At 69.6% G+C, this 18,281-nt stretch carries 11 protein-coding genes; 2 read left to right on the forward strand and 9 right to left on the reverse strand.

The window, feature by feature from the left end:
• Positions 1–2 precede the first annotated feature (2 nt).
• Entirely contained in the window at positions 3–1,733 is a 1,731-nt protein-coding gene (locus ACQY5G_RS14185) for a serine hydrolase (RefSeq protein WP_428275029.1), read from the forward strand.
• Positions 1,734–1,737: 4 nt separating this feature from the next.
• On the opposite strand, the gene ACQY5G_RS14190 is transcribed toward ACQY5G_RS14185, so the two are convergent.
• From ACQY5G_RS14190 to ACQY5G_RS14215, 6 genes are all read right to left on the reverse strand, one after another.
• Positions 1,738–1,944 (reverse strand): hypothetical protein, encoded by a 207-nt coding sequence (locus tag ACQY5G_RS14190; protein ID WP_310756897.1) that lies wholly within the window; start codon positions 1,942–1,944, stop codon positions 1,738–1,740.
• Positions 1,945–2,047: 103 nt separating this feature from the next.
• The gene (locus tag ACQY5G_RS14195; RefSeq protein WP_428275031.1) at positions 2,048–3,982 is read right to left on the reverse strand and encodes a prolyl oligopeptidase family serine peptidase; all 1,935 of its coding nucleotides are present in this window, start codon (positions 3,980–3,982) and stop codon (positions 2,048–2,050) included.
• The gene (locus tag ACQY5G_RS14200) at positions 3,979–5,946 is read right to left on the reverse strand and encodes a S9 family peptidase (protein ID WP_428275033.1); all 1,968 of its coding nucleotides are present in this window, start codon (positions 5,944–5,946) and stop codon (positions 3,979–3,981) included. The genes ACQY5G_RS14195 and ACQY5G_RS14200 overlap by 4 nt, the downstream gene beginning before the upstream one ends.
• Positions 5,947–5,977: 31 nt before the next feature.
• Entirely contained in the window at positions 5,978–6,538 is a 561-nt protein-coding gene (locus ACQY5G_RS14205; protein ID WP_428275035.1) for a hypothetical protein, read from the reverse strand.
• Positions 6,535–8,343 carry a M66 family metalloprotease gene (locus ACQY5G_RS14210; RefSeq protein WP_428275037.1) on the reverse strand — a complete coding sequence of 603 codons (1,809 nt, stop codon included), beginning with the start codon at positions 8,341–8,343 and terminating at the stop codon, positions 6,535–6,537. Before ACQY5G_RS14210 ends, ACQY5G_RS14205 begins: the two co-directional genes overlap by 4 nt.
• A 61-nt stretch (positions 8,344–8,404) precedes the next feature.
• Entirely contained in the window at positions 8,405–9,418 is a 1,014-nt protein-coding gene (locus ACQY5G_RS14215; RefSeq protein WP_428275039.1) for a M14 family zinc carboxypeptidase, read from the reverse strand.
• A gap of 177 nt (positions 9,419–9,595) precedes the next feature.
• Here ACQY5G_RS14215 and ACQY5G_RS14220 point away from each other — a divergent pair, with 177 nt between their 5' ends.
• Positions 9,596–10,186, forward strand: a complete 591-nt coding sequence (locus ACQY5G_RS14220; RefSeq protein ID WP_428275041.1) for a hypothetical protein — start codon at positions 9,596–9,598, stop codon at positions 10,184–10,186.
• A gap of 21 nt (positions 10,187–10,207) precedes the next feature.
• Here the strand turns inward: ACQY5G_RS14220 and ACQY5G_RS14225 are convergent, their stop codons facing one another.
• From ACQY5G_RS14225 to ACQY5G_RS14235, 3 genes are all read right to left on the reverse strand, one after another.
• Entirely contained in the window at positions 10,208–11,158 is a 951-nt protein-coding gene (locus ACQY5G_RS14225) for an IS481 family transposase (protein WP_428274696.1), read from the reverse strand.
• Positions 11,159–11,421: 263 nt separating this feature from the next.
• Positions 11,422–15,057, reverse strand: a complete 3,636-nt coding sequence (locus ACQY5G_RS14230) for a UvrD-helicase domain-containing protein (RefSeq protein ID WP_428275043.1) — start codon at positions 15,055–15,057, stop codon at positions 11,422–11,424.
• A complete protein-coding gene (locus ACQY5G_RS14235; protein WP_428275045.1) occupies positions 15,054–18,206 on the reverse strand; it encodes a PD-(D/E)XK nuclease family protein in 3,153 nt (1,050 codons plus the stop codon). The genes ACQY5G_RS14230 and ACQY5G_RS14235 overlap by 4 nt, the downstream gene beginning before the upstream one ends.
• Positions 18,207–18,281: the final 75 nt, after the last annotated feature.

The raw sequence follows: 18,281 nt of genomic DNA on the forward strand, positions 1-18,281 counted from the left end.
TGATGACATCCCCGAACCGTTTTTTCGCACAGCTGCGGCGCCGCGCCGTGCCGGCCATGGCGCTTCTCGGAGCAGCGCTCCTGTCGGCGGCCGCTGCCGCGCAGGCGCAGTCCCCCTTGCCGCCTCCGCCGAGCGCCGAGGAGATCGACGCGTGGGTCGAGGACGCCATGGCGCGGTGGGAAGTCCCCGGGCTTGGACTGGCCATCGTGCATGAAGGCAGGAGCTATCTGTCCACCGGCTACGGGGTGCGCGAACTGGGCCGGGACACACCAGTGGACGGAGGGACTCTGTTCAGCATCGGCTCCTGCTCGAAGGCGTTCGGCGCCGCGACGATCGCCTCGCTCGTCGAAGAGGGGAAGCTGCGCTGGGACGACCGCATCACGGATCACATCCCGTGGTTCCGTCTCCACGATCCGTGGACGACGCGCGAGATCCGCGTGCGGGACATCGTGACGCACCGTGTCGGGACCGGGAGCAACCAGCCGTTGCGCCCCCTGGTCACGGACAGGCGCGACTATCTCATGCGGCTCCCTCATACCGATCCCGACCACACCTTCCGTGACCGCTACGGATACACGAACGACATGTTCGTGCTCACGGGTCACCTCGTGGAGACCGTCTCCGGAACGGACTGGGACTCCTATGCGCGGGAGAAGCTGTGGAATCCGCTGGGGATGACGACGACGACGGCGCGCATGGCGCCCGCCAACGCGAGCCCGAACCACGCCGAGCCGCACGCCATCATCGAGCGGAGGTTCATCGGAAACGCGGCGACCACGGGCATGCCGCTGGAACCCGTGCCGTGGCAGTACGCCGAGGACGTCACCGTGCCTTCGGGCGGCGTGATCACGTCGGCGGACGAGATTACCGAGTGGATGCGGTTCCACGTCGGCACCCACCCGAACCCGCCGCTCTCCCGGTCATCCGTCGAACTCATGCATACACCGCATACCGTGATACCGAACCCGAGCAGCTGGATGCCCTTCGAGGGTCCGGGCGCGTACGCGATGGGCTGGTCGACGGGGAGGTTCGGGGACGTCACCGGCGTGGGCCACGGAGGGAACGCGCTGGGGTTCAACTGCTCGATCGCGCTGGCGCCGGAACAGGGCTTCGGCGTGTGGGCGACGACGAACCGGAACTCCGAGCTTCCGTGGGTGCTCACGCAGTGGGCGATGGCGCGTTTCGTGGGCACGGATGAACTGCGGAGCCGCGACTGGCATGCGGAATTCGAACGGAGCATCGCCGAAGGGAACCGCCGGATCTTCGAGGCGGAGGAGGCGCGGCAGGCGGCCCGGCTCGACCAGGGTCCGTCGGTGCCGCTCGAGGCCTACGTCGGCACGTACCGCAACGGCTACGCCGGCGAGTTGCGCATCCGCCTGACGGACGAGGCGATTCCGCCGCTCATGCCCGCCGAGGGCCGGCTGGGCCGCTGGGACGGGACTCCGGGGGTGAACGAACGTCCGGCCGCGAGCGCATCGGCGAGCGCCGAACGCAACGGGGTGGGCAACGGATCGGCGAACGGAACCGGCGGGTCGGCCGGCGAACTCCGGCTCGTGGCCGAGTTCGATGGCCGGGAGCGTCCGGTGCGGATGCCTCTCGAGCACTGGCACGTCGACCGCTTCGACATGTGGTTCGGCGACGTCAGGATCGGCGTCTCATTCATGCTGGACGACACCGCCCGCGTGTCGGGCGTCGAGATGGACTACTACGGCCGCTTCGAACGCGTGCCCTGACGAGTCAGCGGACGTACAGCCGGTTCGCGTAGCTGTACGCCGTGACCGCCGACACGATGTGGCAGATCCAGCCCAGCGTGCCGCCGGTGCCGAGCCACAGGCCGGGGGTCACCAGCAGCCAGAAGAGTCCGCGCAGGAACTTGCCGTTGTACCACTGGCCGACGCCCGGCACGAGAAAGCTCAGTACGGCGGCCGTCAACGGGTTTTTCACGTGTGTCCTCCCCGGGAGTCCATGTTTCCAGGCGGGCGGGGCCCCGCCCGCCTCGTGACTTCCTACGCGGGGTCGGCGATGGGGGTTTCCGGATCGACGGTCTTCAGCCCGCGGCGCAGCCGCCGAGGTGCCGGGTGAAGAACGCCTCCAGGCGCGACCAGGTGTCGACGCGGTTGTCCGGGTTCCGGAAACCGTGCGCTTCGTCCGGGTACGTCTTCACCTCGACGCTCTTGCCGAGCCGCTCGAATTCGGCCACCGCGTTCTCGAAGTTCTGGATCGGCACGCGGCGGTCGAGTTCCCCGTGCATGAGGAGAACCGGAGCCGTGATGTCGGCGATGCGCGACACGACGTTGCTCTTGGCGTACGTGTCGGGGCGCTCCTCGGGAGTGCCGCCGTGGCCGGTGACGGAGAAGATCTTCCCCAGCCGATCCGTGTACTCGAGCGTATTCAGCTTCGAGTAGGCGCCGCGCATGGGGACGGCCGCATCGAACTCGTCCGGGGTCAGACTGATCGCCGACAGCGACATGCTCCCGCCATAGCTGCCGCCGTAGATCCCCACCTTTCCGTTCACGTAGGGGAGCGTGCGCAGGAAATCGGCGGCCGCGCCGGCGTCGCGCGCCTGGTCCCAGAGCCAGTCCTCGACGGAGAGGTCCTGGAACTCGCGCCCGAAGCCCGACCCCCCGCGGTAGTTGATCGCGAGGACCACGAACCCCTTCGAGGCGAGGTACTGTTCGGCGAGGTTCAGACCCTGCTGGTAGGAATTCGTCCCGCCCCCGTGGACCTGGACGAGCGCCGGACAGGCGGCTCCGTCCGCCAGTTGCGGCGGGCGGTAGAGGAAGCCCTGGATCCGGAGTCCATCGAAGCTGGGGAAGGCGATCTCGCGGGGCGCCGCGACGGACCGCCAGGACGGCGAGAACGAGGTGAGGCGCTCCGGGACGCCGCCGATGAGGTCCAGGGCGTACGCTTCCCCTCCCCGTGTCGGCGACGAGTGGATGAAGGCGAGGGTGCCGGCGCCGGCCGTGTGGCTGACGCGCGAGATCGTCCCCTCCGTGTGCGTGACGCGCGTGGCCACGCCGCCGGCGGCGGGCACGGCCCACACATTGACCGTGCCGCGTTCGAGGTAGGGGAAGTAGATGAACGCGCCGTCCGCCGACCAGGACGGGGCGTGCCGCATCGCCGCGTCGGTCGCGTAGACCTGCATGTCCACGATGCGCTCCGAGGCCCGGCCACCCGTGTCGAGGTCTTCCAGCACGTAGATGTAGGAAAGGTCCTCGTACCAGTACTCATCCTTGGCCGTGCCGAAGACGGCGATCCGGTCGCCCTCCGGCGACCACACGGGGGTGGACATCGCCATCAGCGTGCGGGTGAGCTGACGTTTGTCGCCCGTCTCCACGTCGACGAGCCAGAGGTCGTCGTGCCAGTAGTCGGATGCGTTCGACACGTAGAGGATCTCGCGGCCGTCCGGCCGCCAGGCGGGCGCGAAGCGCGGATCATCGTGGGCCATGGCGGCCTCGGTCAGCTGGCGCGGCGGGGTCGAACCGTCGGCCGCAACGAGCCAGATGTCCTGGTGGCCGCTCGCCGTCGAGTAAAACGCGATCGTCCGCCCGTCCGGGGAGAAGGCGGGCGCCCGGACGCCCTCCATGGCGTCCATCACCGGGCGCGCGTCGACGTCGCCGATGTCCGCGACACGGATCCGGCCGCCGGCCGAGAAGGCGATGCGGTCGCCGCCAAGCGCCCAGACGGGGTTCGAACCCTGGAGCCAGAGGCGCGGCGTCCCGAAGCCGCCTCCCTCGCCGCGAGCCGCAAGATACAGCCCCGCACCGTCCGGCCCCGAGCCGGAGATCGCGAGGTGACGACCGTCCGGCGAGATGGAGACGCCCCGCGCGCCCGTGTTGTTGCGGTGGATGTTGTCGAGCGTGAGGTCGAGTACGACCGGCGCGCCCCCGCCGGGGGCCGCATCGTCCGACGTCCCGCACGCGGCCGCGACCAAGACCAGAGCGACGATCCACGAACTACCGGGAAGAGTTCGGGCTTTCATGGGGACATCTCCTCCCGCAGGCGCAGATGTCGGGTGAGGAAAGCGTCCATCCGCTCGAGGATGTCGCGAACCGTCGCCTTGTAGCGCCGCAGGCTGTGGTCTTCGTCAGGGTATTCCACGTACGTGAGGAGGTCGCCCTTTCCCGCGTCCCGCATGCGCTCCGCCCAGACCTGCGACTGGCGCGGAGGCACGGCGGCGTCCCGCAGACCCTGAAGGAGAAGCTGCGGGACCTCCACCGCCTCGACGAAGTTGACGGGGGAACGGCGGTCGTACTCCTCCGGGATCTCGTCGTAGGGCCCGCCGAATTCCGAGCGCTCGCGGCGCGGAGTGCGGCCGGCCGTCCAGTGGCGTCCGGAGGCTGCGAAGCGGTCGTTCGCCAGCAGCCGCCAGTCGGAAACCGGCGCCCGGATCACCTGCGCCTCGAACGCGTCGGGCGCCTCGGTCGCGATCACCAGGCTCATGTACCCGCCGCCCGATCCGCCCCAGGTCGCCTTGCGCGACATGTCCACGTAGCCGAGCCCTTCGAGGAAGGGGATGACGTTCATCACGTCCTGGAACTCCACGCCGCCGTAGTCGGCGATATGAAGGTCGTGGAAACCCTGTCCGAAGCCGCGGCTCCCGCGCGGGTTCGGGGCCACGACCACAAAGCCGCGCTGAACCCAGTACTGGCGCATCATCTCGAACGAGTGGTTCCACTGGCCGGGGTGGCCGTGCAGCCGGACGATCACCGGATACCGGCGTGAAGCGTCGAAATTCCGCGGGCGGTAGAGGAGGGTGGGAACAGGCAGATTGTCCGGACCGGGATAGTAGACTTCCTCGGCCTCGCTCAGCCTCGCGGGGTCCATGCGTCCCATCGAATGCGTGATCTGGACCGGCGTCTCACCCCACGTGCCGTCCTTCCAGGAGGTCTTCCAGATGTCCGCCGTGCGCGTATCCGTTTGCTCGATCCAGGCGAGTTCACCGCCATCCGGCGAGAAGCGGGGCTGGGCGCGCATCCCCTTGCCGCGCGTGATCTCGCGGGGGGGCTGTGCCCCGTCGCTCGGAGCAACGACGACCTGATTCGAGAATCCGGACTCGTCGGAGCGGGTGAAGGAGAGCCAGCCACCGTCCGGAGACCAGGAGATATCGCTGTGCCCGCGTTCCTCCCAGGTTATTGGCGTAACCTCTCCGGTCTCGATCCTCACGACCGCGACCTGAGCCCAGCCGCTCCGGCTGTTGGTGAAGGCGAGGCGCGTGCCGTCCGGGGACCAGACGAAACCGCCGTTGCCTCCTCCGACCGCCGGGTCGACGACGACGCGCCGCTCATCGCCTTCGAGCGTTCGAATCCGGACGTCACCGCCGCTCGAAAAGGCGATGGAACCACCGTCGGGCGAGAAGCGGGGAGAAGTCTCGTTCTCGTCGCCCGTCGTAAAGAGGCGGGGCCAGGCGCGGGGCTCGGTCAGGTCGCGGAGAAAGATCCGGGGGCCGGCGGGCGTCCGGACCTGATACGCGACCTTGCGGCCGTCCGCCGAAAGGGTCGGGGCGGTCTCGATCACGGCGTCATTGAAGGTGATCGGCCTCGGCTCCCCTCCCGATGGCGAGGTGGACAGCCGCCAGAGGTTGTCGAAGCCCTGATAGTACCGTGCCGAGACGAAGATGAGTTCTTCGCCCGAAGGGGACACCTTCAGGCCCTGGGCGGGCTCCGGGCGGACACCGCGCGGCGGCCAGCCCAGGCGCTCCGGGTCCGAGCCGTCGGACCGCACGCGGAAGATCACCCGCGTACCGGACTCGTCATCGTTGGAGGTGTAGAAGAGGTGCGCGCCGTCCACCGACCACGCGAATTCTCCGACGCGGGAGACGCTCAACCAATCCTCGATCGACTGAGCGGATGCCGCGGTGGCGCTGGACGGGATGAGACCGGCGAAGGCAAGCGGCACGTGCAGCAGGCGTCGCGTGGCGCGGATCCGGCGGTGTGGGAAACCCATCCGATCCTCCGGTATATGGGGCATGCGAAAACTAGTCGAATTCGAATCCGACGCCCAGATCGAAGCCCAGCGCCACGGCATGGTCGGTGCTCGACGGGGTGTCGGCGGACATGCGCCGCCACGACAGGCCCGGCCCGACACTCAGGCGGCCGAAGCGAAGGCGGAATCCGGCGCCCGCCTCCAGGCCGGGACCCGCCTTCGGGGCCTCCCCTTCCGTCCCCACGCGCGTTGTGCCGTAGAGGACGCCGACCCGGCCCCACAGCCAGCCCTGCGACAACTCCGCACCGAGAGCGGCGTGTTGGCCGGTGATCTTCGGCTCTCTCCCCCGGCAGAATCCCTCCCTGCAGCCGACGGCGGTCCGAACGTACCCCGCCGTAATGGCGACCTGCGGGCGCAGCCGCCTCGCAATCCGGGCTTCGTACGATAGGGCGGGAGCCCAATCGAGACCCGCCGCGGTAGATGTGTGATTCCCCACCGTGAGACCGGTTCGCACCTCCACGGAGGTCTGGGCCCGGGCGCCGCCGCCCGCGAACAATGTGCCGACCACGCCCAGGGCCAGCGCGAGACCGGCGCGGGATACCCGAACGCTCACTGGCGGGGGCCCGAGACCCTGACGGCGGACACGCCGTCGCTGGCCACGATCTCCATGCCGGCGGCCCACGGAGGAGGGGTCTCCCGCCCCCTCAGAATGCCGCGCAAACCACCCGTGTCGGGGTCCATGACCAGAGACGCCCGGCGACTCCCCGACCTCTCGATGGTCACGGAGCCGTCCGGGCCCGAGAGCCGGACATGATCCAGTCCTTCAGAACCGCTCCAGCGGTCGTCATAGGGAATCGCGAAGGCGAACTGTCCCCCCCCGTACTCCAATTCGTCCGGAGCGAAAGGGAAGGAGAACAGGGGCCGGCCGGCCGCGTCGAACCCCTCCAGGCGATACGGGCCCTCTCGGGCCGGCAGCTTCGGGGGCGCGTCGATGACGAAGGCGGGCTCCAGAAGAAGATCCGGGGTGCCGGCATTTCCCCAGAGGAGCAGCGTCGGCTCCGGATCGACGCTCCGCAGGACAAGCGACTCGTGCTCCCGCCGGAACTCCATGGCCTTGATGAAATGATAGTCGCTGATCCAGCTCGGATCGCAGTACGTCATCAGGTCCCGATACTCGGCGGGATCGACCATTTGCGTGTTCCCGTCCCGGGTCTCGTATCCGAAGACTCCGATGGAGCCGTCCTCGTACGGGAAGTCCGGATCGGGGTTCACGATGACGACGCCGCAGGGAGCATGTCGGAGCCCCATGTTGTGCCCCAGTTCGTGGGCAAACGTGTCGAGATCGGGTATTCCGATTCCGACCGGCCGCCCGATGTAGCCCAATCCCCTCAGGGGAGAGTTCGGAGGGGCTGCGACGGCAGCGTAATAATAGTCCGACCGTCGCTCCGTGAGCCGGAGTACGCTGATCTCGCGCAGGAGCCCCAACCAGCCGGATCCGGTCGTGAGGTCCGCGGTCGTGTGATAGGGCTCGTGTACCGTCAGTTCCAGTTCACCGATCGGGAGTACGGAACGCACGAACTCCATCCCGGGGCCCGTCTCCGTCAACCCCCCGACCCAGGTCAGCACCGCCTGCGCATCCGCGGAGTGCACCACCGGCACCACGGTCAGCTCCATTGGTGGAACCGTCAGCACGTCCAGCCTCAGGCGCCCCTCGGCGGGCACGCGCCGGTCGCTTCCCGGAACCGCCGGCACGACGCCATCCGGATCCAGTTCCACGACCAGTTCGACGCCGGGTTGCAAGACCCTCCCCGGAACGACCCCGTTGAACGACCGGTCGAGTCGCCCCTCATCGGGCTCTGTCGGGATCCGGTCCGTCGCGGGATCCAGCCGCATCTCGTGGATCGGGGCACCGCCCCTGTAAAAGGTCGCCAGCGGGCGGGGACGATAGAAGTTCATCTTGTCGCCCGTGACAAAGACTCGCAGGAGCGCTGAGCGGCCCGCGATCAGAGGAATGTCTCCGCCCAGGGTCTGGACCGCCTGCGTCAGATGCACGGCAGCTGCTTCGATCTTCACGCTCCTGGGGTTCACCCTCACCCAGGCTCCACCGTGCCGGCTCGCCACCTCCGCGGCAACCCGCGTCTCACGACCACCCTCGAGGCCGATGACCTCCCCATCCGCACTCACGGCGGCGACGGACGGATCGGACACGGACCAGCGCGGCGGCGCCCAGGCCGGGATCCGGCTGAAGGCGGCACCGCTCGCGTCCAGCACCCGAAACCGATACCGAACGGTCTCGCCTTCGAGGACGATGGCGGCGGCGGGAAGGACCTCGAGCGAGCCCGGGACCCGCTCGGGTTGCGACGCCAGGTCGCTGCAGCCGGCCACCGCGAGGATCGCGAGTAGAAATCGCCTGTTCACGCTGCTCACCTTGTTCTGCCGCCGCGGCACAGGCAAGCCGCACGCGGGGTGCCGCGCGACGTCACGCCGCCGGAGCGCGCATTTGACGCAATCCCGCGGCGATGAACGTCCATTGCAGCGTCATCTGGTCGCGCACCGGCATTGGGACAAGCCCGTGTTCTTCTGCATCGGCGGAGATGGTGTCCGGCACGCCCCCCGTGGAAAGCTCGCTCCTCCAGCCGTCGAGCCGTCTCCGCCACTGTTCAGCGACGGGATCCGGCGGGCCCGGCCTTTCTCCCACGCCGGGCAGGATGAAGAGCGGCATTTCCGAGACGAGCGTCAGCGTGTCGTGGCCGAAGGAGCGCAGCGTTTCCATCGAACTCGGCCAGAAGCGGGACGCCGTCGCCGAGTCCTCGAGGGCTTCGAAATGCGCGGCCATGAGTTTCGAGTCGGGCCGCGAGGCGAACCCCCGCTCGAAGCGAAAAAAGCCTTTCTCTCCGTGTCGCTCGACGTCGTGCAGCGAGTAGCCGAGAGCCTCTGCGCGCTGCCGGCATGAGGCCTTCAACGCTTCGCATCGATCCTCCCAGGCGCGATCGATGAGGAAGAAGGGACCGGCGGCGAAGCCCATGCCGTGCAGGGAGGCGTGCAGCGCGAATGGTCGATCGCAGGTGCGCCACCAGTCGTACGCCGCCCGATTCTCGGGCCGCGCTCCGGGATCGGCGTCGTCGCGCGGAAAACCGAACTCGACGTCGTCGCCCGGCAGTTCCCGCACCTTGCCCGCCAGATATCGTCCGAGGTCGTACGCCTTCGCATGGGGATCCTGCCACGGAGCGTTGCGGATCGCACCGTCGGGGTTGATGTGCGGGATGATCCACCACTGATAGCGGGTGACCATCGGATCCTCCGCGTCGAGTCCCGCCAGGTAGCCGGCGAGACGACGCAGGAGGCGCGGACCCACCGGTTCGTCGGCGTGGCAGCCGCCGAGCAGGCTCACGGCCTCGGGTCCTCGCCCGAAGCGAAAACCCTGGACCGGGCGCCCCTCGCGGGACGACCCGAGCACGCACCCGGCAGCGGCGGGAACGTCGCGTGAAGCCATGATCCGGTCGAACCGTCCTTTCAGCGGGGTCTCGATGGATTCTCCTTGCCGGCCGGCTGATTCGAGTCGTGATTCGGTCGCTCCGGGGTTGGGCGGTGTCCTCCGTCACCCTACATTGGGTTCCCCTTCGCGTCACGTCGCGGCGGGACCACGCCGGAACCTGGAGTCCGCTCGAAGATGATGGACGTCCTGACCCCGATCGTCGTTCTGGGGCTGCTGTCGGCCGCGTCGGCAGGGTTTGTCGTCGGCTGGTGGTTCCGTGGCCGGCAGATGGCCGGGCGAGAGCTGACACTCAAGCGCCAATTCGACAACCGCCTGTCCGCCATCGAACAGGACGCACGGCAGATGCTCGAGCGTGCGCGGCTCGAATCCGAGGCGGCGCGCCGGAAGATCGCAGCCGAGCGGGACCGGCTGTACACCCGCCTCTCGAAGCTGGATCCCGAGGGGAGCGGGATCGTGCACCCCTCGCGTCGTGCCCGCCTCTCGCGGACGCGAACGGTTCGCAAACGCCACACGCGTCCCGCAGGTGCTGCGGAACGGGCCCGCGCGCGCGCGTCCAGCGAGAGCGACGACCTGACGCGGATCAAGGGGATCGGCCCCGCTTTCGAGGCGCGTCTGAACGAAATGGGCTATCGAACGTACCTCGATCTGGCCCGCTGGACCTCCGAAGACCTCGACACCCTCGGCAAGGGGCTGGGAGCCCGAATCCGACTCGAGGAGTGGTCCGACCGCGCGGCCGAACTCCACAGCCGGAAGTACGGCACCTGACCGACCCGCCTGACGCGGCTCCTAGCTGTAGATGCCAAGGACGTTGGTGACCCTCAGCTCGACGAGTCGTTGCATGGGTGTGAGCCGTCCGATGGCGGTGTGTCTTCGCCTCAAGTTGTAATAGCGGAGCCAGACGCGGAGCACCCTGGTCCGCACGCGCGAGTGCGGATAGGACCGGCCGTAGGCCCACTCCGTGAGCGAGGTGCGGATGAAGCGCTCCACCTTGCCGTTGGTCCTGGGCGTGTACGGGCGGGTGAAGATGTGGCCGATCCCGAGCTCCCGGAGCGTCCGCCGGAACCGTTTCGACCGGTAGCAGCCCCCGTTGTCGGTCATGAGCTGGCTGATCTTCACCCCCTGCCGCTCGAAGAAGGCGACCACCCGCAACAAAAACGCCACCGCGTCCTCCTTCCGTTCGCCGGGCAGCACCTCCCCGTAGGCGACTCGCGACGCGTCATCGACGGCTGCATGGTAGTACTCCCACCCCGCTCCCTTCACCGTCTTGCTCCGATCCCCGTCGATGCGGTGCCCCGGGCGCTCGATGCGCGCGAGTTTCTTGGTGTCCATGTGCACCAGAGACCCCGGCCGCGACCGTTCGTAGCGCACCACCGGCTCCGGGGGCGCCAAGCTCTCCAGCCGGTTCAGACCGAGCCGCCTCACCTCCAGCGTCACCGTCGAGATCGGCATCTTCAGGTGATCGGCGATCCGGGGACCGCTCCAACGCTCCCGCCTCAACCGCTCGATCCGGCGGCGCTGCTGCCGAGGGATCCGGTGCGGATGCCTGTGCGGCCTCGAACTCCGGTCCCGAAGCCCCGCCTCTCCCTCCTCCCGGAACCGCTTGAGCCACTTGTACACGGTCCGGCGACTCACTCCCATCTCCCGAGCCACCACTCCGACCGGCTCCCCGTCCTCGATCCGCCTCACCAGCACCGCTCGCCCCGCGGGCGTCAACTTCGCATTCTTGTGTACGTTCACCGGATCCTCCGACGAGTAGGGTGTGAGCTCCCTGCCAGGAACTCTCAACTTACTCGTCGATCCGGTGGACAACGTCCTTGGCATCTACACCTAGCAGCCCGTGGCAAAACCCCGCGTCAGCGCCGAGAGCGGTGAAGCGCTCGCCTGACAAGGAGCGACGAGGGAGCATAGCCGTTGCTATGTGACCGAGGAGAGACGCAGAGCGCAGCGTTCAGGCGAGATGCAGCGCCGCTCGAACGCAGCGGGGCTTTTGCCACGGGCTGCTAGAGCGCCAGCACGATCCCTCGGGCCGGTTCTCCTCTGGCCCTTTCGATGGCCTCGACGTAGCAGGCGACCTGCACCTCGTATTCGGTGCGCCGCCCGGCGGGCCGCCGATCCGTCTTGTAATCGACGACGGTCCAGCACGGGCCGGAGTCGGTAATCTCGCGGAAGGCGAGGTCCGCAACCCCTTCCACGATGGCCGCGCCCCGCTCGCGGTCCCGCACCCCGTCCGGCGCCGCGGTGTCTGCGACGTGGAAGACCGGGACCTCGCGATGGACCGCGCCGGGCCCGGAGGCCAGGGTGGCCCGCGCCCGGTCGAGTACTTCGTGTTCCAGGGCTCGCGTCGCGAGAGCCGCCGCCGCGACGACTTCGATCTCGGGACTTCCCAGCGTCCGACCCAGCGTTCCGGCCAGTTCTTCGACCGCGGCGGAGTCGGCGTCGAGGGCAACCTCGGCGAGGATGCGATGGACGAGGTCGCCGAACCGTTCGCCTCCGGGGCGCCCCGCCCCGTCCGGCCCCTCGGCTTCCGGCCGTGGCACGTCGACCCACGCGATACGCGTGTCGGAGCGGGGCTCCTCTCCGGTTTCGGCGGCTTCGGCAGCGTGGCGCGCGATGGCCCCTGCCGTGGCAACCGACATCGTCCGGCGCCCGCCGGCCTCCAGCCTCGCCGCGCGAGCCGCCTGCCAGTCCCGGTGCGCACCGCGCCCCGCCTCGACATCCAGGGTGGGTTGTTCCTCTCGCTCGACCTCGAGCAACCGGCGCTGGCGATCGCCCGCGCGCGGATCCACGTCGAGATCGAGCGCGGCGGGATCCCACCACACGATCTCCGTTCCCGCTTCAGCGGCATGCAGCCCCGGCGCGACCGAGTCCGGCGGCGTGGGCCGCTGACCGCCCTTCCGATCCGGACGATCGAGAACCGACTCATCGCCGAAGGCCGGAGCTCCCAGGCTCTCGGCGGAGGACGGCCGTCGGCGTGCGCCGTGGGGCGGGTACACCGCCGGATTCAGCGACTCGAGCCACCATTCACGGTCTTCGCCGGAGAGCCCCCCCCGGCCGTCGCGGCCGTCTCCGAGGGCCGGCACGACGAGCAGGTCGCGCGCCCGCGTGGCCGCCACGTACGCGAGCCGATCGGCTTCGGCCATCTCCCGGCGCCGCTCGACCTCGGCGTTGTCCAGAATGTCACGGGGGGTCGCGCCACAGAGGCGCTGAGCCCAGAGACGCCGAGCGGCGTCCATGTGGCGCGATGGCGGCTCGTGCGCCGCGGCGCATGTCATGTCCGCCAGGATGACGACCGGGAACTCGAGGCCCTTGGCCTTGTGTACCGTCATCATCCTCACGCCTTCGGTCCCCTCCTCCACGATCGGCGCCTCCTCGGACTGCCCACGTTCGGCTTCATCCTCGAGCCGGTCGAGAAACGCCCGGAAGGAGGCGCTGCCCCTGCGCTCGAACGCGCGCGCCCGGTCGACGAGCCGGAGGACGTTGGCCAGCGCCTGCTCGCCCGTGGGCCAGATCGCGATGCCCGCGTGGGCGCGCGCGGCCGAGAGCAGACGCCGGACCGTCTCCGGAATCGGGCGCCGGTTCCGATGCCGGTGGAGATCGCCGAGGAGACCGAGCACCGCCGCCACGTCCCGCAGTTCAGGCTTCAGGGCCGTTCCGTCCTCCGTGCGGCCGTTTCCGCCGCCCGGCTCCCACCCGGCAAGCGGATGCAGCGGACCCACGTCGACGCCGAACTCGAACAGCGCGCGGTCGCCGAGCGAGAAGAGCGGACCCCGGAGGGCGGCGTAGACCGCCAGCCGATCGTCCGGCCACTCGATGGCCGTGAGCGCGTTGCGGACGGCGAGCACCTCCTCGCGATCGTGGTACGAACGGCCGCCGACCAGCACATGCGGAATGGCGCGGGCCTCGAGCGCGCGCACGTAGGGGCGCGTCACATCCTCCCCCCACTTCTGAAAGCGACGGAAGAGCAGGCAGATGTGGCGGGCCTGGACCGGGACCGGATCTTCCGGACGCTCCCGTTCCGTCACGACCCATCCCGACTCGTGGACCAGCCAGCGCACTATCTCCCCGACCGCGACGGGCAGGGATCCCTCGATCTCGACTCCCCGGATCTTCCCGAAGCGTCCGTACGGTGCCGGAACCGGCAGGGCGATGATGGCGGGCTGGCTCCCGGTGTCCGCGCGGAAGGGCGCGAGGGGCACGTAGGCCGCCTGGCTGCCGTCCTCGCTCGCCTTCATGCGCGTCGCGAACGCCCCGTTGACGGCGGCCTGCAAGCGCGGCTGCGACCGGAAGCTCGTGGACAGGTGCAGCACCCGGGCATCCGCCTCCTTCAGGCGGCGTTTCGTCCTCTCGTACAGCATCACGTCGGCCCGACGAAACCGGTAGATCGACTGCTTCGGGTCGCCGACCACGAAGAGCTTGCCGCGGGCGGGCACGATGCGCTCCGGCCGCGTTTCGTCCGGGTCCTCGCCGCACAGGAGAAGGAGGATCTCGACCTGCAGCGGATCGGTGTCCTGGAACTCGTCGACGAAGAATCGCGTGAAGCGTGTCCGGTAGTGCCTCCGGATCTCCTCGTTGTCGCGGAGGAGACCCCGCGCCCGGATCAGGAGGTCCACGAAGTCGAGGCACCCGTCGCGCCGCTTGGCCCGTTCGTATCGCTCCGTCACGGGCCAGAGTTCGTCCCGGAGATGCGCCGCCAGGTCCGCATCCGCCGTCTGCAGGATCGCCTCGACCTCCGCCCGAACCGCGTCGCGGCGCGCCACGACGTCCGCCTTCGCGAGGCCGCCGCCGAAATCCCGCGAGCGGAAGCCGCGCCAGAACCAGCCGCGCCAGCGCGCTTGCACGAAGGACCGCAGCCAGGCTTCCAGGTAGTCGTGGTCGCGTCCGCGCGCCTTCTCCCTCAGTTCGATTTCTCGCACGCCGCGTTCGATGTGGCGCAGGTTCTGCGTGAGATAGTCTTCCGGACGGGAGGCCAGCGGGGCGAAGGCGGCAAGTTCCCGCAGGAGGTCGAGCGCGTGGTCGAGTTCGGCCTCCCGGTCCCACTCGGGTCTGGACCACGGCGCGTCGAAGTCGCGCTGGTCCACGAGACTGCCGGCCGCCGCCCGCAACGCCGCGCGCGGACCGCCCGAATTCCTCGGATAGTGACGGCGCAACGCCCTCCTCACGCCGGGACCGGGATCTGCCAGGGCGCCCTCGAACCAGTTCTCGAAGGCCCCATCGAGGAGACGCCCGGCTTCGTCCTCCGCGGCGACCCGGAACGCCGGATCGACGCCGGCCTCGATCGGCCGCTCCCGCAACACGTCGGCACAGAAGCCGTGGATTGTGCCGATGTGAGCCAGTTCCAGGTGGCCCAGAGCACGCGAGAGTCGCTCACGAACTTCCCTGTCCTCCTCGGCCACCCGGGCCTCCCCGATGGCCGCCCGCAGCCGGAGCTTCATTTCGCCGGCCGCCTTCTCGGTGAAGGTGACGGCGACGATGTCCTCCAGCGTGCCCAGACCGTGCTTCAGCACCTCGACGATCCGGCCCGTGAGCGCAGTCGTCTTCCCCGTGCCCGCCGCCGCTTCGACGAAGAGCGTGTCCTCGAGGTCGTTCAGGATCGCGTCGCGGGCCTCCTGGTCGGCGAGGCTGCCGGGCCGGGTCACGGGTACTCCCTCAGGCGCCGCAGATGGACCGGCGGGGGCTTGCTCCGGGTGCGAAGCTCCTCGTCGGGTCCGCAGACCTGCCGGTAGTCGCACCAACGGCAGGCGTCCTCCCGCGGAAGGGCCGGAAAACTCCCGGCCTCGAAGGCCCCGCTCACGATCTCGCTCAGGATCCCGGCCGCCTCGAGCGCCCGGTCGTCGAGCGGCACGACGTGGTCCCGGAATTCGCCATCCGCCGTGCAGTAGTAGAGCCGGCCCGATTCCACGCGCTGTTCCGGGAAGAGCGTCTGGGCGGCCAGCGCGTAGAGGACCGGCTGCAGGAGTTCGCCTCCCTGGATCGTGGCGCCCGCCTTTGCCCGATGACGGCCCGTCTTGTGGTCCGTGACCCGCAGGACCCCGGCCGGGGTCCGTTCGATCAGGTCGATGGCGCCGCGGAGCTTCAATCCGATGGCCAGGTCGACGGGCTCCCCCACGGAGTGCGCGTCGCGGTTGGGATCCCGGGGGAGCCCGAAGGAGAGCTCGAAGCGCCACGGCTCGAACGGCGACTTGCTGTCGCTCTCGTGCCGCAGCCACTCCCGCAGGTCCTGGCGGATCGCTTCAATGCCGTCGTCCCAGACCCGGTCGATGGCGGGCACGAGACGATCGCGGAAGTCCCCCGCCACCTTCTCGAGCACTTCCTCGAGGAGTTCGGATACCCGCGCGTCGTTCTCCGGCCCCACGGGAAGCAGGGGCCGCTCCTTCGTGCTTTCGGCCTGGAGCCGGGTCAGGAGTTCGAACTGGACCTGGTGCACGAGCGAACCGCGCTGCAGCGGGTCGAGCGCCTCGATCCCGACCGGTTCCTCGCGCGGGCGCAGGCCCTGGATCGCCTGGAGATAGAAGCGGTACGGACACGCCGCGAAGTGCTGCAACGCCGTCGCCGAGTACGGACGTGCGTCGGGCGACCGCTCCGCCAGCGCTCCCGCCGCACGCTCGGAGAGTTGAATGAGTCCGTCCGCCCACGTCCAGCGCGGCACCTCCCAGCGGTAGGCGCGGAAGCGGAGGGCGCGCGCGAGGTGGGGGTTCGAGTGGAGGAGATGACCGGCGGCCTTCACCGCGCGTTCCCCGCGGAGATCGTGACTGTCGAGCTCGTCGAGCACCGCGAGGTCGTATTCGGCTTCGTCGATTGCCTGCGTGCGGGACTTCGGCGCCGGCCATCCGATCCGCGCATCGGAGACCTCCTCCGCCCGCTGTGCAAGCACCTCGAAGCTCGGCAGCCGGCCCTCCGCGGCGCGAATCGCCTCGAGTGCGTAGAAGGAGGGGACCCGGGGCCGGGTCTTCATGGCGTCGATGCGCGGGTAGGAGAGGACGATCTGCTTCCGCGCCGCCCCGACGGCGAGCCTGAAGGCGAGCCGCTCGAGCTCGACTCGGTCGTGGTTCGTCAAGAGACGGCCGGGAGCCAGCCGGCGCCGCATCTCGTCGAGCAGGATCGGGTCTTCCCCGATCTTCGGAGGAAACACGCGCTCGGCCATGCCGGGGACGAACACGACATCGAAGGCGAGCCCCCGAGCCGCATCGATGGGCCCGATGAACACGCGGCCGTAGCGGTTCGCCGGCGGGGGCTCCGGAACTTCCAGGAGTCGGGGCGTGAGAACGCGCAGAACCTCGTCCAGCGTCACCGGACCCAGAGGCCCCATCGGCGCGAGGTCGGACAAGGCGGCGAGCACGTTCGCGGGCCGCCGAAGCGAGCGGGTGGCGAGGGAGGCCAGCGCGGCCAGCCAGCTCTCCCAGCGGGCCTCCGCGGGCAGTTCGGACAGCTCCGACAGCAGCGGCAAGGCGTACTCCCGGAGCGAGGCGAGATTTGCGCGCGTCCCGTAGATCCATGCGAGGCGCGGGTTTTCGGTGTCCTCCGCTTCCAGCGCGGCACGCTTGAACTCGAGTTCCGCGGCGAGACCATCGAGTCGCCGCTCCCAGCGATCGAGGCCACCGACAACGGCCGCGTCGACGAGCAGCCGCTCCCAGCGTCGCGGCACCCGCTCCGCGACGTCTCCCTCGTTCGGCACCTCCCCGATCGAGACATACTCCGAGAAGCGAAGCGCCGAGTAGTCCTCGGCCCGGCAACGGAGAAGGGCGAGAAAGGCTCGGCCCGCCGGATCCGGGCGCCGCACGCCGCGCGCGAACCAGGGCCGGATTCCCGCGCGATTCAGGGCCTCCTCCAGATACGGTCGATAGTCCTCGGGCTGCCGGAGAAGGATCGCGCACCGGTCGAAGGGCGTTCCGGCCTCGGCGAGTGCGGTGAGCCTCCGGGCGATCTCCACGGCTTCCCGGCCCTCGCCGGGAGCGGAGAATACGGTGACCGCATCGTCCGTCGCGGATTCGGACGGCGCCGAGCCGAAGAGGTGCGCGTGGAGGCGCCCGATCGCCCCGGTGGCGGCCCCATCGGTCCCGGGCGGATCGGAACGGCGCGCACCCGCTTCTTCCAGCGCCCGCAGCGTGCGGTCATCCCCCTCGGGGACGGTCGCAAGCAACTCGCGGCCCCGCCCGATGAGGGCCGCGACGAACCGCCCCTCCAGCTCCGTCCAGATCCGGGCGTCGAGAATCACGAAACGGGCGTCCTCGCCTCTGTTCCGGGATTCCGGGTCGCGGAGCGCGGACAGCGCGGCCTCGAACACCCCGGCCCGATCCGCCAGTCCCGCCGTCCGCCACTCCGCCTCCACCGCTGCGGAGAAGGCGGCGAGGTCCGCGTCGACGGGGGCCAGTTCGGATGGCGTGACGCCCGCCATGCGAAGGGCGTCCAGCGCTCGTCCCATGGCTCGAACGAAGCCGGGCGTGTCCGACACCGCCGCCAACCGCCCCAACTTCCCCCGGTCGAGCCCCGCCAGCGCGCGCGCGACGATGGCGTCGCGAGCCACCGAGTCTCCGATCGCGCTCCCATCGGACGCGAGTCGCAAGAGCGCGATGTCGCGGGCCAACAGGCGCAGCGTCGTGCGGCGCCAGCCCATCGCGGCCCCCGCCGTCCGGGCCCCGCGCAGGAGCAGTTCGTGAGGGCCCGACAGCGTCTCGCCGATAACCGTCACGTCCGACGCGGAGGGTTGCTCTCCCAGCCATTTCCGCGCGGCGTCAAAGCGCACGGCGGCGGTTGGGGAGACGATGAAGCGGGCGGAAGGAGCGGGCATGGACACAACCTATCGCCGCAAACGCAACGCGCTATCAACTCCGCATGAACGGTGAGCTGCTTGACGCCGCCGAGG

The sequence above is a fragment of the Candidatus Palauibacter sp. genome (assembly GCF_965261555.1).
Classification (GTDB): Bacteria; Gemmatimonadota; Gemmatimonadetes; order Palauibacterales; family Palauibacteraceae; genus Palauibacter.